A 13436-nucleotide genomic window follows, 5' to 3' on the forward strand; every position below is an offset into this window, starting at 1 on the left:
CGGTCATGGTTGCTGCTCGTCGTCGGGGTGCAGCTCGCGCTCCCAGCGGTCGAGCGCCTCGCGGTCACGGCGGGACTGCTCGCTGTCCTTCGAGCTGTCCTTCGAGCTGTCCTTCGAGCCGTCCTTCGAGCCGTCCTTCGAGCCGTCCTTCGAGCCGTCCTTCGAGCTTTCCATCGAGCGCAGGAACTCCGGATCGTCGTCCGGCGCGGAAGGACGACGCAACGGGCGGCGACCCGAGCTGACCGGCCGCCCCCAGACGAGATAGGCGGTGGGGCCGGCGATCGGGATCAGCAGGAGCACCAGGATCCACACGGTTCGCGGCGCGTTACGGACCCGCTCCGCCGAAAGGGCGCTGATGAGGGCCAGGATCAGCAGCACGAGCGCCGTCCCGGCCAGCAGGATGAACAACCGGACCATGCCGCAATGATGCCCCGCCCGAGCCGGGACGGCGACGATCAGAGCATGACAACCCATCCGCCGAGCACTGCCAGGGCCGTCACGAGCAGTGCGCAGGCACGTACCGACCTGGGCACCGGGCCGGGGAAACGGGTCCGCAGGTCCCGCGCGCGGTGCAGGGAGACCGCGACGATCCCGGCCCAGGCGGCCATCGCGGCCGCCGCGGCGAGCCATTCGGCCGGACCGGCGCCGGGAACGAAGGCGGGCCGGACGATGAGGAGCACCACCGCCGCTGCCGACAGGCCGGTCCGCCGCCAGGCGAGGCGGGTCCGCTCGGGCGAGGCGCCCGGATCCCGGCTCAGCGCCGCGCAGGCACCGGGATCCCCGTGGTGCTCGGCACAGGGGCCGGCACTCATCAGAAGACCTGGACCAGCACCGCGATGATGATCGCCACGGCCCCGGCGGCGACCGCCATCGCCAGCACCGCCGGAAAGTGTGACCGCGGCAGGTCGGTGCCGAGTCGCATGGCCCGCTCGGACTGCGCCCAGTGATGCACCGCCCGCAGCGCCACCAGGGCGCCGAGCACCGGCAGCAGGATCGCGATGATTTCCCGCAGGTGGGTGACCGGGAGCGGCGGGAGGAACTGGGCGCAGGCCAGCCCGCCGGCGATCAGGGCAAGTCCCGTGCGGATCCAGGCCAGGAAGGTGCGTTCGTTGGCCAGCGAGAACCGGTAGTCGGGGGTGTCGCCCGCCGATGTCGGCTCGAACCATTCCCTCAGACCACCCGCCACATGGGCGATTATTGACCTATTGGGTCAAGAAGGGGGTGCCAGAGACTGCGGACTTCGTCACTCACGCATGCTTCCCGCGGCCGTCCACAGCGGCACCACGGGGAGTCCGGACCGGAGCGGCCATGGGCCTGCGGCTCCGGATGTTCGGGGTGTGGGGGAGTATGGGTCGTGGATGGGCTCATGCCCTCCACGAGCGAGACGTTTTGACCGGACATGTCTGACACCTCCTCATCGCCCACTGTAGCGATCGTGATCGTCATGCGGGTGAGGTGTGTCACTCTGGGTGGCCGGCAACAGTGAAGCTACTGGCGGGTAACCTGGCTGACATGTCCGCCACCCGGCACCGGTGGGGTCGCGGGCAGGGTCGATCGCAACGGTGCGTTCAATACAGGAGGGTCGTAGGAGCGCGATGAACATCGTCGTACTGGTTAAGCAGGTACCCGACTCCGGTGCCGAGCGCACCCTGAGCCCGAGCGACAACACCGTCGAACGTGGCCCGGGCAACGTCATCAACGAGATGGACGAGTACGCCATCGAGGAAGCGCTGAAGATCAAAGAGGCGCACGGTGGCGAGGTGACCGTCCTGACCGTCGGTCCGGCCGGCGCGACCGAGTCCATCCGCAAGGCCCTGTCCATGGGGCCCGACAAGGCCGTCCACGTGCAGGACGACGCCCTGCACGGCTCCTGTGCGGTCGCCACGTCCAAGGTGCTCGCCGCCGCGCTGCGCACCCTGAACGCCGACCTGATCATCAGCGGTGCCGAGTCCACCGACGGCCGTGTCCAGGTCGTCCCGCACATGCTTGCCGAGCTCCTCGGCGTGGCCGCCCTCACCGGCGCCCGCAAGCTCACCGTCGACGGATCGCAGCTGACCGTGGAGCGGCAGACCGACGAGGGCTACGAGGTCGTCACCGCCGCGACCCCGGCCGTCATCAGCGTCTGGGACACCATCAACGAGCCGCGGTACCCCTCCTTCAAGGGCATCATGGCCGCCAAGAAGAAGCCGGTGCAGAGCCTGACCCTGGGTGACCTGGGCATCTCGGCCGACGAGGTCGGCTTCGCCGGCGCCACCAGCCAGGTCATCGAGTTCTCGAAGCGCCCGGCCCGCACCGGCGGCGCCAAGATCGTCGACGAGGGCAACGGCGGCGAGCAGCTGGTCGCCTACCTTGCCACCGAAAAGTTCGTCTGAGCCCGAGGGGATAGAAAAGATGGCTGAAGTACTGGTCGTCGTCGAGGCCTCGGCCTCCGGCGTGAAGAAGGTCACGCTCGAGCTGCTGACCATCGCCCGTGGACTCGGTTCGCCGTCCGCCGTGGTCTTCGGCGACGCTTCCGCGGTCACCGCGAAGCTGGCCGAGTTCGGCGCCGAGAAGATCTACGTGGCGTCCGGCGAGGACGTCGAGGGCTACCTGGTCGCCCCCAAGGCGACCGTCGTGGCCGAGCTGGTCAAGAGCGTGCAGCCGGCCGCCGTGCTGCTCGGCTCCACCCAGGAGGGCAAGGAGATCGCCGGCCGCCTGGCGATCAAGCTGGACAACGGCCTGCTCACCGATGCGGTCGAGGTCGCCGCGGACGGCACCGCCACCCAGGTGGTCTTCGCCGGCTCGACGATCGTCAAGTCCAAGGTCACCCGCGGTCTCCCGATCGTGACCATCCGGCCGAACTCGGTGACCCCGGCGCCCGCCGCCGCCACCCCGGCCGTCGAGCAGCTGACCGTCACGGTCAGCGACGCCGACAAGCTCACCAAGGTCGTCGACCGGGTCGTCGAGCAGAAGGGCTCCCGCCCCGAGCTCACCGAGGCCGGCATCGTCGTCTCCGGCGGCCGCGGCGTCGGCAACGCCGACAACTTCAAGCTGGTCGAAGAGCTGGCCGACCTGCTCGGCGGTGCCGTCGGCGCCTCCCGCGCGGCCGTCGACTCCGGTTACTACCCGCACCAGTTCCAGGTCGGCCAGACCGGCAAGACGGTGTCCCCGCAGCTCTACGTCGCGCTCGGCATCTCCGGCGCGATCCAGCACCGGGCCGGCATGCAGACCTCGAAGACGATCGTGGCGGTCAACAAGGACGCCGAGGCCCCGATCTTCGAGCTGGCCGACTACGGCGTCGTCGGCGACCTCTTCAAGGTCGTCCCGCAGGCGGCCGAAGAGATCCGCAAGCGCAAGTAACCGCTGTCCCGGGCGCTCGCACCCGGGAGGCAGCGTTCCGAACGGCCCGGCGGTTCTCCGCCGGGTCGTTCGTCTTTCCAGAACCCGCATGCGGTACGCGGCGGGCAGTGCACGACCGCAGCGGTGACGTTCCGTGGCCCCCTTGCGACGTCCCATCGGCGTCCGGGCCGAAGACGCGCCCGCCGGGCTTGAGCGGTCCCTCACCGGCCGCGCGCCCCGCCCAGCGTGCCGGTCTACGGCTCGCGGATGGGCCCAGGTCACCACGCTGGTGGGGTGGGCGGGAGTGGGCAGCAGCCCGGCGAGGGCCGGACGGGCCAGGAGTGGGCAGCCACGTCGCTGGGGAGCCCGGGTACGCGTGGGATGCGGTTGGAGTGGCGTAGCCGTACCGGAGCGGGGGTTGATGTTGATCTTTGAGGGCGGGCTGGGGAAGCCCGTCGGGAGACGGCCTAAGCTGGAGGCGATGGCCTACCTCGATCATGCTGCGACCACGCCGATGCTGCCCGCCGCGCTCGACGCCTACGTCGCGGCGGCGCGTGAGCTCGGGAACCCGTCTTCGCTGCATGCGGCCGGTCGCGGTGCCCGGCGGCTGGTGGAGGAGTCACGGGAGCGGATCGCCGCGGCGCTGGGGGCCCGGCCGTCCGAGGTGGTGTTCACCGGTGGTGGCACCGAGGCGGACAACCTGGCAGCCAAGGGGATCTTCTGGGCGCGCCGGGAGGCCGATCCGCGGTTGCGCCGGGTGGTGGCGTCGGCGGTCGAGCACCACGCCGTTCTGGACGCGGTCGCGTGGCTGGGCCGGCACGAGGGTGCCGAGGTCACGCTGCAGCCGGTCGACGCTCTCGGGCGGGTGGACCCGGCCGGGTTCGGCGAGCTGATTCAAGCGCACGGCGATGAGATCGCCGTGGTCAGCGTGCAGTGGGCGAACAACGAGGTGGGCACGGTTCAGCCGGTGGCCGAGCTGGCGGCGATGGCGGCCGCCGCCGGTGTGCCGTTCCACACCGATGCCGTGCAGGCGGTCGGGCAGGCGCCGGTCGACTTCGCGGCGAGCGGGGCCGCGGCCCTGACGCTGACCGGGCACAAGGTCGGCGGCCCGGTGGGGGTGGGTGCGCTGCTGCTGGGGCGGGACGTGCCGTGCACCCCGCTGCTGCACGGCGGTGGCCAGGAGCGGGACGTCCGTTCCGGCACCCTGGACACGCCGGGTGTGGTCGCGTTCGCGACGGCGGTCGAGGCCGCGGTCGCCGAACGCGAGGAGCACACCGCACGTGTGGCGGCGCTGCGTGACGACCTGGTGGAGCGGGTGCGGTCGGCGATTCCGGACGCGATTCCCAACGGCGATCCGGAGAACCGGCTGCCGGGGAACGCGCACTTCTCCTTCCCGGGTTGCGAGGGCGACGCGCTGTTGCTGCTCCTGGACGCGCAGGGCATCTACTGCTCGACGGGCTCGGCCTGTTCGGCGGGGGTGGCCCAGCCCAGTCACGTGCTGCTCGCGATGGGGGCCGACGACGCCCGGGCCCGCTCGTCGCTGCGGTTCAGCCTGGGACACGACAGCACGAAGGCGGACGTGGACGCGCTGATGGCGGCGCTGCCCGGAGCGGTCGAGCGGGCCCGGCGGGCGGGAGCCTGGAAGACGCCCAGATAGGCTGGGTCACATGCGAGTTCTTGCGGCCATGTCCGGCGGTGTCGACTCCGCGGTCGCCGCCGCGCGCGCCCGGGATGCCGGCCACGAGGTGACCGGTGTTCACCTGGCGCTGGCCCGTAATCCACAGACTTTCCGGACCGGGGCGCGCGGCTGCTGCACCCTGGAGGATTCGCGGGACGCGCGCCGGGCCGCCGACGTGATCGGTATCCCGTTCTATGTCTGGGACATGGCGGAGGAGTTCCACGACAGCGTGGTCGACGACTTCGTCAACGAGTACGCGGCCGGCCGTACCCCGAACCCCTGCCTGCGCTGCAACGAGAAGATCAAGTTCGCGGCGGTGCTGGACCGGGCGGTGGCGCTCGGCTTCGACGCGGTCGTCACCGGCCACCACGCCCGGCTGGGCGCCGACGGTCTGCTGCGCCGCAGCGTCGACCTGGCCAAGGACCAGTCGTACGTGCTGGCCGTGCTGACCCGCGAGCAGCTGGACCGGGCGATGTTCCCGCTCGGTGACTCGACGAAGGAGCGGGTCCGGGCCGAGGCCGCCGAACGTGGGCTGGCCGTCGCGGACAAGCCGGATTCACACGACATCTGTTTCATCTCCGACGGCGACACCCGCGGGTTCCTGGAGAGCCGGCTCGGGTCCGCGCCGGGCGACATCGTCGACGGGCGGACCGGCGAGAAACTCGGCACCCACAACGGGGCGTACGGATTCACGATCGGCCAGCGCAAGGGCCTCGACCTGCGGGTTCCGGCCGCTGACGGCCGTCCGCGCTACGTGTTGTCGATCACTCCGGTCTCCAACACCGTGACCGTCGGCCCGCGTGAGGACCTCGAGGTCGACGTGGTGACTGCCACCCGCCCGATCTGGCACTCGTCATCCGGGTCGGTGGACTGCGAGGTTCAGCTGCGGGCCCATGGCGACGTGGTCGGGGCGACCGTGTCGGTGACCGGTGATTCGCTGGTCGCGACACTGAAGTCGCCCGCCCGGGGCATCGCCGCCGGGCAGGCGATCGTGGCGTACCGGCCGGATCCGGCGGGTGACGTCGTGCTCGGCTCGGCGACGATCACCGAGGGGACCAGAGCGGCCGCGGGTGCTCTCGCGGCCGGGGAGCAGGCGGCGCGTGTCTGATCGTCCCTGGGGGCCGGGTGTCGCGACCGGCATCGGATCACTGCCCGGTGTCGACATCGCCGAGGCGCAGCGGATCGTGTTCGGTGAGCTGCCCGGCCTGCCGCATCTGCCCGAGCTGCCGGACCGCGGGCCGGGCGCCGACATGATCGGCCGGACCACGGCTCTCCTGGTCGAGCTGCCGGTGGAGCTCTACGCCGGCCGCTGGCAGATCGCCTCCCGGCCGGGCAAGGACCTCCGGCGTACGGCTGACCTGCTGGAACGCGATCTCGACCAGCTCACCGAGCAGGCCGACGGATATTCCGGCCCGCTGAAGATCCAGTCCGCCGGCCCATGGACGCTCGCCGCGAACCTGGACCTGCCGATCGGCGGCCGGATGCTGCGTGACCCGGGCGCCGTGCGGGACCTGACCGACTCGCTTGCCGAGGGTCTGCGCCGGCACGTGGCCGAGGTGCGCAAACGCGTACCCGGTGCGACCGTTCTGCTTCAGCTGGACGAACCGTCTCTGCCGGCCGTGCTGGCCGGCCGGGTGCCGACCGAGAGCGGGCTCAGCGCGTACCGGAACGTCGACGGCCCGGACGCCGCCACCCGCCTGCGGGCGGTGGTCGAGGCCGTCGGGACGCCGGTGATCGTGCACTGCTGTGCGCCGGACCTGCCGTTGCAGGTGGTGCGGGACTCTTCCGCCTCGGCCGTGGCGTTCGACATGTCGCTGCTCAAGGACCTGGATCCGCTGGGTGAGGCGATCGAGGCCGGGCTGGGCATCTTCGCGGGCGCCGCACCCACCCGGCCGCTTACCGACCGCCGGCCGGATTCGAAGCAGATCGCCGAGCGGGTCACCACCCTGTGGCGGCGTCTCGGCTTCCCGGCCGCCCGGCTGCCCGAGCAGGTGGTGATCACCCCGGCGTGCGGGCTGGCCGCCGCGCCGACGGGATACGCCCGCGCGTTGCTCAAGGCGTGCACGGAGGCCGGCCGCCGGATCGCCGAGGTCTGAACACCGAAAGTGTCAGGGGGTGGGACTAACGTGCCACCTAGATATCCCTGACACGGAGGTTCGGTTCAGTGGCGACACCCGAGGCGGATCCGGCTCTGCGGGCGGCTTCCCGGCATGCCGAGCTGGCCGACGAGATCCGCGAGCACCAGCACCGCTATTACGAGCTCGACGCCCCGACGGTGTCGGACGCCGAGTTCGATCTGCTGCTGCGCGAGCTGGAGTCGCTGGAGGCGGAGTTCCCGGAGCTGCGCACGCCCGAGTCGCCGACGCAGACGGTGGGTGGCACGGCGTCCGGCGACTTCCCCAAGGTCGAGCACGCCGAGCGCATGATGTCGCTGGATAACGTGTTCAACCTCGACGAGCTGGCGGCCTGGGCGGACCGCGCGATGCGCGACGCCGGCGGGCCGGTGCGGTTCCTCTGCGAGCTCAAGATCGACGGCCTGGCGATCAACCTGACGTACGAGAAGGGCGTGCTGGTGCGGGCCGCCACCCGGGGCACCGGGCGGGTCGGTGACGACGTGACGCCCAACGTGCGGACCATCGGCGACATCCCGGAGCGGCTGACCGGAGACGACGTGCCCGACCTGGTCGAGGTGCGTGGCGAGATCTACTTCCCGGCCGAGGCGTTCGCGGCGCTCAACGCGATGCTGGTGGAGCAGGGCAAACCGACGTACATGAATCCGCGTAACGCGGCATCCGGCAGCCTGCGGCAGAAGGATCCACGGGTCACCGGGGCGCGCGGTCTCGGCATGGTGGTGCACGGCCTCGGCGCGCGGGAGGGGTTCAGCCCCGTCTCGCAGTCGGCCGCCTACGAGGCGATGAAGTCCTGGGGCCTGCCGGTCAGCGAGCGGTGGAAGCTGGTCGACGATCTGGCCGGGGTGCGCGAGTTCATCGAGTTCTACGGCAAGAACCGGCATTCCGTCGAGCACGACATCGACGGCGTGGTGGTGAAGATCGACGACGTGGCCATCCAGGGACGGCTGGGCTCGACGAGCCGGGCGCCGCGCTGGGCGATCGCCTTCAAATACCCGCCGGAGGAGGTCACGACCAAGCTTCTCGACATCGCGGTGAACGTGGGGCGCACCGGCCGGGTCACGCCGTATGCCGTGGTGGAGCCCGTGGTGGTGGCCGGTTCGGAGGTCGAGTTCGCCACGCTGCACAACGCGCAGGAGGTCGTCCGCAAGGGCGTGCTGATCGGCGACACCGTGGTGCTGCGCAAGGCCGGCGACGTCATCCCGGAGATCCTCGGGCCGGTCCTGGAGTTGCGGCCGGCGGACGCGCGGGCGTTCGTGATGCCCACCGAGTGTCCGGACTGCGGTACGCCGCTGGCCCCGGCGAAGGAGGGTGACATCGACATCCGTTGCCCGAACTCGCGGTATTGCCTCGGCCAGCGCCGCGAGCGGCTGACCTATGTCGGTCATCGCAATGTCCTCGACATCGATGTCCTCGGGGAGAAGTCGGCACGGGCGCTGATCGACTCGGGCGTTCTGTTCGACGAGGGCGACCTGTTCAACCTCACCGAGGAGGACCTGCTGCGGGCCCCGTTCTTCGTCAAGAAGGACGGCACTCTCGGCGCCAACGCGACCAAGATGCTTGCGAGTCTGGCCGAGGCGAAGACGCGGCCGCTCGCCCGGATCCTGCGGGCGCTGTCGATCCGGCACGTCGGCCCGGACGCGGCCGGAGCCCTCGCGCTGGAGTTCGGCTCGATGGCCGCGATCGAGGAGGTCATCGAGAGGACGCCGGCCCCGCCGGTGGAGCCCGGCGCCGAGGCGGGCACGTCAGCCGCGCCGGCTCCGGACGCCGCCGCGGACCCGGTTCCCGCAGCGGCCGATGCAGTCGCGGGTGCCGACGTGGAGATGACTGCGGCCGCGGGTGCCGACGTGGCGAGGGATGAGGCCGAGGGTGCCGACGCGGCGGCGGATACGGCGGGGAAGGCGAGCAAGCGGAAGGCCGCCAAGCCCGTCGACCCGCTCGCCGCCGTCGACAAGGTGGGCCCGACGATTGCCGAGAGCCTGCGGGAGTGGTTCGCGGTCGACTGGCATCGCGAGATCATCCGGAAGTGGCGGGACGCGGGGGTGAGGATGGCCGACGAGCGGGTGGAGGCCGGCCCGCGCACGCTGGACGGGCTGACCGTCGTGGTGACCGGGACGCTTGCCGGTTACACCCGCGACAAGGCGGCCGAGGAGATCACCTCCCGGGGCGGCAAGGTGACCGGCTCGGTGTCGAAGAAGACCGGGTTCGTGGTGGTCGGTGACAACCCCGGCAGCAAGTACGACAAGGCGATGGCTCTCAAGGTGCCGGTGCTCGACGAGGCCGGTTTCGGCGTGCTGCTCGCCGAGGGCCCGGAGGCGGCCCGCGCGGTCGCCGAGAGCACCCCGGAAGGGTGAATCATGATGGATATCACGTTCACGACGTTAGGGAGCTCTAACAACGTTTAGGTGCTTTAGGGCAAAAAACGCCATATGGATCTATGGTGTATGCGATCGGTGATCGAGGCCATCGTGGAGGTCGCATGGATGCCGCTCGCCCTCGGACGGCCGGCCCGCGTCACCGGCGCACGGTGATCGTTTCCACGGTCACCGCCGGAGTCGCCGCCCTCGCGCTGCTGCTCGCACCGGCTGCCGCCCTGCCACCGGCTTTCTGGATGATGGCGCTGCTCGCCGTGCTGGTCGACGCCCGGCCCTACGTGGTGCCCGGGCGGCGAGCCAGCGCGGTGATCCTGCCCTCCATCTGCTTCACCTTCGCCGTAGTGCTGGCCTGGGGTGCGGCCCCGGCGATCGCGGTGCAGCTGGCCGCGGTCGTGGTGGCCGGCTCCCGGATGCGGCACTCACTGCGCCGGACCGTGCACCTGGGCCTGCAGCACACCGCCGCGCTGACGGCGGCCGCCGGGGTGGCGGGGCTCGGACACCTGCGGATCGACGCGAGCCCGGACTGGTGGGACGCCCTCGTCATCTGTGCCGCAGCGGTCGCCTGGATCACCGCCCGGCACGCGGTCGCGGGGCTGGTCCGCGGCCTGACCTCGGACGGCCGCGGCCCGGTCCGCCGCCGCCGTCGCGGCCATGCCGATCTGCTGGCCAGCGCGGCGCTGCTGCTGCTGGGCCCGGTGGTGCTGGTGGCTGCGCTGGTCGCGCCGATCCTGCTGCCGCTGGCCCTGCTGGCCCTGCACGCCGTGCACCGGATGGTGCGCTGGGCCGGCGAGTCCGAGCGGGCCACCCGGTTCGACACGCTCACCGGCCTGCCGAACCGGCGTGCCCTGCAGAACGCGATGGCCGAGCGGGCCCCCGACCGGCGCCGCGCCCTGCTGCTGCTCGACCTGGACCGGTTCCGCACGGTCAACGACGCTCTCGGGCACGGTGCCGGGGACCGGCTGCTGACCCGGGTCGCCGATCGGCTGACCGCGGTGGTGCCGGACCACGACCTGGTGGTCCGGCTGGGCGGCGACGAGTTCGCGGTCCTCGCCACCCGTGTCGAGGACCCGGCCGCGGCGCGGCGCATCGCCCAGCATCTGACCGAGGCGCTGAGCCGCCCGTTCCCGCTCGACGGCACCCCCGTCGAGCTGAGCGCGTCGATCGGGATAGCGCTGCAGTCCGGCCGCCGCGACGCCAGCACCCTGCTGGTCGAGGCCGAATCGGCGATGTACGAGGCGAAACAGCGCGGCGACCAGGTGGCGATGCACGGGCCCGAGGCGGCCAAGCACACCCCGGATCGGCTGAGCCTGGTCGCCGACCTGCGGACCGCGCTGCGCCGGGACCCGCCGGACGACGGGATAGTCCTCTACTACCAGCCGCAGATAGCGATCGCGACCGGCGAGGTGGTCGGGGTGGAGGCGCTGCTGCGCTGGCGGCACCCGGAACGGGGCACGGTGGGCCCGGAGGAGCTGCTGCGGGCGGCCGAGCCGACACCGGTGATGCGGTTGCTCACGGCGCGGGTGCTGGAGGAGGTGGTGGCGCAGCTCGCGGTGTGGCGCGACGGGCGTACCCCACTGCGCGCCGCGGTCAACGTGAGTGCCCGTGACCTGCACGCCGGTGACATCGCCGACCGGGTCGGCGCGCTCCTGGAGCGGTACTCGGTGCCAGCCGACCTGCTCCAGCTGGAGATCACCGAGAGCGCGCTGATGGCCGATCCGCACCGGGTGCTGGAGACCACCACCCGGCTCTGCCGGATGGGGGTGGCGATCTCGCTCGACGACTTCGGTACCGGCTACTCGTCGTTGCAGCACCTGCGCCGGCTGCCGCTCTCCGAGGTCAAGATCGACCGGTCGTTCGTGCTCGGGATGACCTCCGATCGGGGCGACGCGGCGATCGTACGATCGGTGATCGGTCTTGCCGAGGCCCTAGGCCTGCGTGCCGTCGCGGAAGGTGTGGAGGACGAGGCGACCTGGCGTCTGCTGGCCGCCGCCGGGTGCCATACCGCGCAGGGCTGGTTCCACGCCCGCCCGATGCCGGCCGCCGATCTGCGGGAGTGGCTGGCACGGTACCGCCCGGTCCGACCCGGGAAACGCGGCGAAATAGACTCTGCAGGCACATCTCAAACGTCAAGCAACGAGGGGGCAGGATGGCCGCCATCTCCCGCGAAGAGGTAGCGCACCTGGCGCGCCTGTCGCGGCTCGCCGTGACCGAGGAGGAGCTGGACCAATTCGCGGGTCAGCTCGACGTGATCCTCCAGTCGGTCGCCCGGGTCGGTGAGGTGGCCGCGGAGGACATTCCGCCGACCTCGCACTCGGTTCCGCTGACCAACGTGTACCGCGAGGACGTCCCCACGCCGAGCCTGGCGCCGGAGGCGGCCCTGTCCGGGGCGCCGGACGCCTATGAGGGCCGGTTCCGCGTGCCGCGGATCCTGGACGAGGAGGTCTGACCTGTGAGTGACCTGACCAGGCTCTCCGCCGCTGAGCTGGCTTCCCTGGTGGGGAAGCGAGAGGTGTCGGCCGTCGAGGTGGCGACCGCCCACCTGGACCGGATCTCCGAGGTCGACGAGCGGGTGCACGCGTTCCTGCACGTCGACCGTGAGGGCGCGCTCGCGGCCGCCGCCGCCGTGGACCGGGGCGAGATCACCGGTCCGCTGGCCGGTGTGCCGATCGCCGTCAAGGACATCGTGACCACCAAGGGCGTGCCGACCACGGCCGCCTCCAAGATCCTCGAAGGCTGGAAGCCGCCGTACGACGCGACGATCGTCGAGCGTCTGAAGGCGGCCGGCATGCCGATCCTCGGCAAGACCAACATGGACGAGTTCGCGATGGGCTCCTCCACCGAGTACAGCGCCTACGGCCCGACGAACAACCCGTGGGACCTGGGCCGTATCCCGGGTGGCTCGGGCGGTGGCTCGGCCGCGGCGCTCGCGGCCTACGAGGCGCCGCTCGCGATCGGCACCGACACCGGCGGCTCGATCCGCCAGCCCGGCGCGGTCACCGGCACCGTCGGCGCCAAGCCGACGTACGGCGGCACGTCCCGCTACGGCCTGATCGCGTTCTCCTCGTCGCTGGACACGCCGGGCCCGTGCGGCCGGACCGTCGAGGACACCGCGCTGCTGCACGCGGTGATCGCCGGCCACGACCCGCGTGACTCGACCTCGATCCCGCAGCCGGTGCCCGATGTCGTGGCCGCAGCCCGTCTCGGTGCCACCGGTGACCTGACCGGCGTCAAGCTGGGCCTGGTCAAGGAGTTCGCCGGCGACGGATCCGAGCCGGGCGTGGTCGCCGCGTTCCGGGAGTCGCTGGAGGCCCTGGTCAAGCTGGGTGCCGAGGTCGTCGAGGTGTCCTGCCCGAACTTCCAGTACGCGCTGCCCGCGTATTACCTGATCGCCCCGAGCGAGTGCTCGTCGAACCTGGCCCGCTTCGACGGCGTCCGGTACGGCCTGCGTTCCGGCGACGACGGCAGCCGGTCGCTCGAGGAGGTCATGTCGCTGACCCGTGACGAGGGCTTCGGCCCCGAGGTCAAGCGCCGCATCATCCTCGGCACCTACGCCCTGTCGTCGGGTTACTACGACGCCTACTACGGCCAGGCGCAGAAGGTCCGCACGCTGATCACCCGGGACTTCCAGTCCGCGTTCGAGCAGGTCGACGTGCTGGTCTCGCCGACCACCCCGTTCGTGGCGTTCCCGTTCGGCTCGCGGACCGGCGACCCGTACCAGATGTACCTCGCGGACCTGTTCACGATCCCGACGAACCTGTACGGCGGACCGGCGATCTCGGTTCCGTGCGGTCTCTCCGAGGGCCTGCCGGTCGGTTTCCAGATCATGGCTCCGACGATGGCCGACGACCGGATGTACCGGGTCGCCGCAGCCCTGGAGTCCGCGGTCGGCACCTTCACGCCTCCGGCGCTCTGACGGTTTCGGGGGCCCTTCTCGAA

12 protein-coding genes are annotated in these 13436 nt (G+C 71.4%); 9 read left to right on the forward strand and 3 right to left on the reverse strand.

All coding sequences use genetic code 11. The features are described 5' to 3' along the window. Positions 1-3: 3 nt before the first annotated feature. Genes AB0G04_RS03935 through AB0G04_RS03945 form a run of 3 tightly spaced genes read right to left on the reverse strand, consistent with a single transcriptional unit; the run spans position 4 to position 1186 of the window. Entirely contained in the window at positions 4-417 is a 414-nt protein-coding gene (locus AB0G04_RS03935) for a PLD nuclease N-terminal domain-containing protein (RefSeq protein ID WP_360975844.1), read from the reverse strand. Between the two features lie 38 nt (positions 418-455). After that, the gene (locus AB0G04_RS03940) at positions 456-812 is read right to left on the reverse strand and encodes a DUF202 domain-containing protein (RefSeq protein ID WP_360975847.1); all 357 of its coding nucleotides are present in this window, start codon (positions 810-812) and stop codon (positions 456-458) included. Beyond that, a complete protein-coding gene (locus tag AB0G04_RS03945) occupies positions 812-1186 on the reverse strand; it encodes a DUF202 domain-containing protein (protein WP_360975850.1) in 375 nt (124 codons plus the stop codon). The genes AB0G04_RS03940 and AB0G04_RS03945 overlap by 1 nt, the downstream gene beginning before the upstream one ends. A 409-nt stretch (positions 1187-1595) precedes the next feature. Here AB0G04_RS03945 and AB0G04_RS03950 point away from each other — a divergent pair, with 409 nt between their 5' ends. From AB0G04_RS03950 to gatA, 9 genes are all read left to right on the forward strand, one after another. Further along, entirely contained in the window at positions 1596-2372 is a 777-nt protein-coding gene (locus tag AB0G04_RS03950; RefSeq protein WP_360975853.1) for an electron transfer flavoprotein subunit beta/FixA family protein, read from the forward strand. Between the two features lie 19 nt (positions 2373-2391). Then, a complete protein-coding gene (locus AB0G04_RS03955) occupies positions 2392-3339 on the forward strand; it encodes an electron transfer flavoprotein subunit alpha/FixB family protein (protein WP_360975856.1) in 948 nt (315 codons plus the stop codon). Between the two features lie 460 nt (positions 3340-3799). Next, positions 3800-4975: a cysteine desulfurase family protein gene (locus AB0G04_RS03960; RefSeq protein ID WP_360975859.1), complete on the forward strand. Its 1176-nt coding sequence runs from the start codon at positions 3800-3802 to the stop codon at positions 4973-4975. Between the two features lie 10 nt (positions 4976-4985). Continuing rightward, on the forward strand, positions 4986-6104 hold the full coding sequence (mnmA, locus tag AB0G04_RS03965) for a tRNA 2-thiouridine(34) synthase MnmA (protein WP_360975862.1): 1119 nt from the start codon (positions 4986-4988) through the stop codon (positions 6102-6104). Then, positions 6097-7092 carry a methionine synthase gene (locus AB0G04_RS03970; RefSeq protein ID WP_360975865.1) on the forward strand — a complete coding sequence of 332 codons (996 nt, stop codon included), beginning with the start codon at positions 6097-6099 and terminating at the stop codon, positions 7090-7092. The genes mnmA and AB0G04_RS03970 overlap by 8 nt, the downstream gene beginning before the upstream one ends. A 68-nt stretch (positions 7093-7160) precedes the next feature. Further along, the gene (ligA, locus tag AB0G04_RS03975; protein ID WP_360975868.1) at positions 7161-9479 is read left to right on the forward strand and encodes an NAD-dependent DNA ligase LigA; all 2319 of its coding nucleotides are present in this window, start codon (positions 7161-7163) and stop codon (positions 9477-9479) included. Between the two features lie 173 nt (positions 9480-9652). Beyond that, on the forward strand, positions 9653-11674 hold the full coding sequence (locus tag AB0G04_RS03980; RefSeq protein ID WP_360975871.1) for a bifunctional diguanylate cyclase/phosphodiesterase: 2022 nt from the start codon (positions 9653-9655) through the stop codon (positions 11672-11674). Continuing rightward, on the forward strand, positions 11647-11946 hold the full coding sequence (gatC, locus tag AB0G04_RS03985; protein WP_360975875.1) for an Asp-tRNA(Asn)/Glu-tRNA(Gln) amidotransferase subunit GatC: 300 nt from the start codon (positions 11647-11649) through the stop codon (positions 11944-11946). The genes AB0G04_RS03980 and gatC overlap by 28 nt, the downstream gene beginning before the upstream one ends. A gap of 3 nt (positions 11947-11949) precedes the next feature. Beyond that, a complete protein-coding gene (gene gatA, locus AB0G04_RS03990; protein ID WP_360975878.1) occupies positions 11950-13413 on the forward strand; it encodes an Asp-tRNA(Asn)/Glu-tRNA(Gln) amidotransferase subunit GatA in 1464 nt (487 codons plus the stop codon). Positions 13414-13436 lie beyond the last annotated feature (23 nt).

It is taken from the genome of Actinoplanes sp. NPDC023801, from assembly GCF_040639655.1.
Classification (GTDB): domain Bacteria; phylum Actinomycetota; class Actinomycetes; order Mycobacteriales; family Micromonosporaceae; genus Actinoplanes.

Bases quoted from the DNA above. Each gene is read 5' to 3' on its own strand.
- AB0G04_RS03960 (WP_360975859.1), top strand. From the start codon at position 3,800: ATGGCCTACCTCGATCATGCTGCGACCACGCCGATGCTGCCCGCCGCG.
- AB0G04_RS03950 (WP_360975853.1), top strand. From the start codon at position 1,596: ATGAACATCGTCGTACTGGTTAAGCAGGTACCCGACTCCGGTGCCGAG.
- AB0G04_RS03955 (WP_360975856.1), top strand. From the start codon at position 2,392: ATGGCTGAAGTACTGGTCGTCGTCGAGGCCTCGGCCTCCGGCGTGAAG.
- gatC (WP_360975875.1), top strand. From the start codon at position 11,647: ATGGCCGCCATCTCCCGCGAAGAGGTAGCGCACCTGGCGCGCCTGTCG.
- AB0G04_RS03935 (WP_360975844.1), bottom strand. From the start codon at position 417: ATGGTCCGGTTGTTCATCCTGCTGGCCGGGACGGCGCTCGTGCTGCTG.
- AB0G04_RS03940 (WP_360975847.1), bottom strand. From the start codon at position 812: ATGAGTGCCGGCCCCTGTGCCGAGCACCACGGGGATCCCGGTGCCTGC.
- mnmA (WP_360975862.1), top strand. From the start codon at position 4,986: ATGCGAGTTCTTGCGGCCATGTCCGGCGGTGTCGACTCCGCGGTCGCC.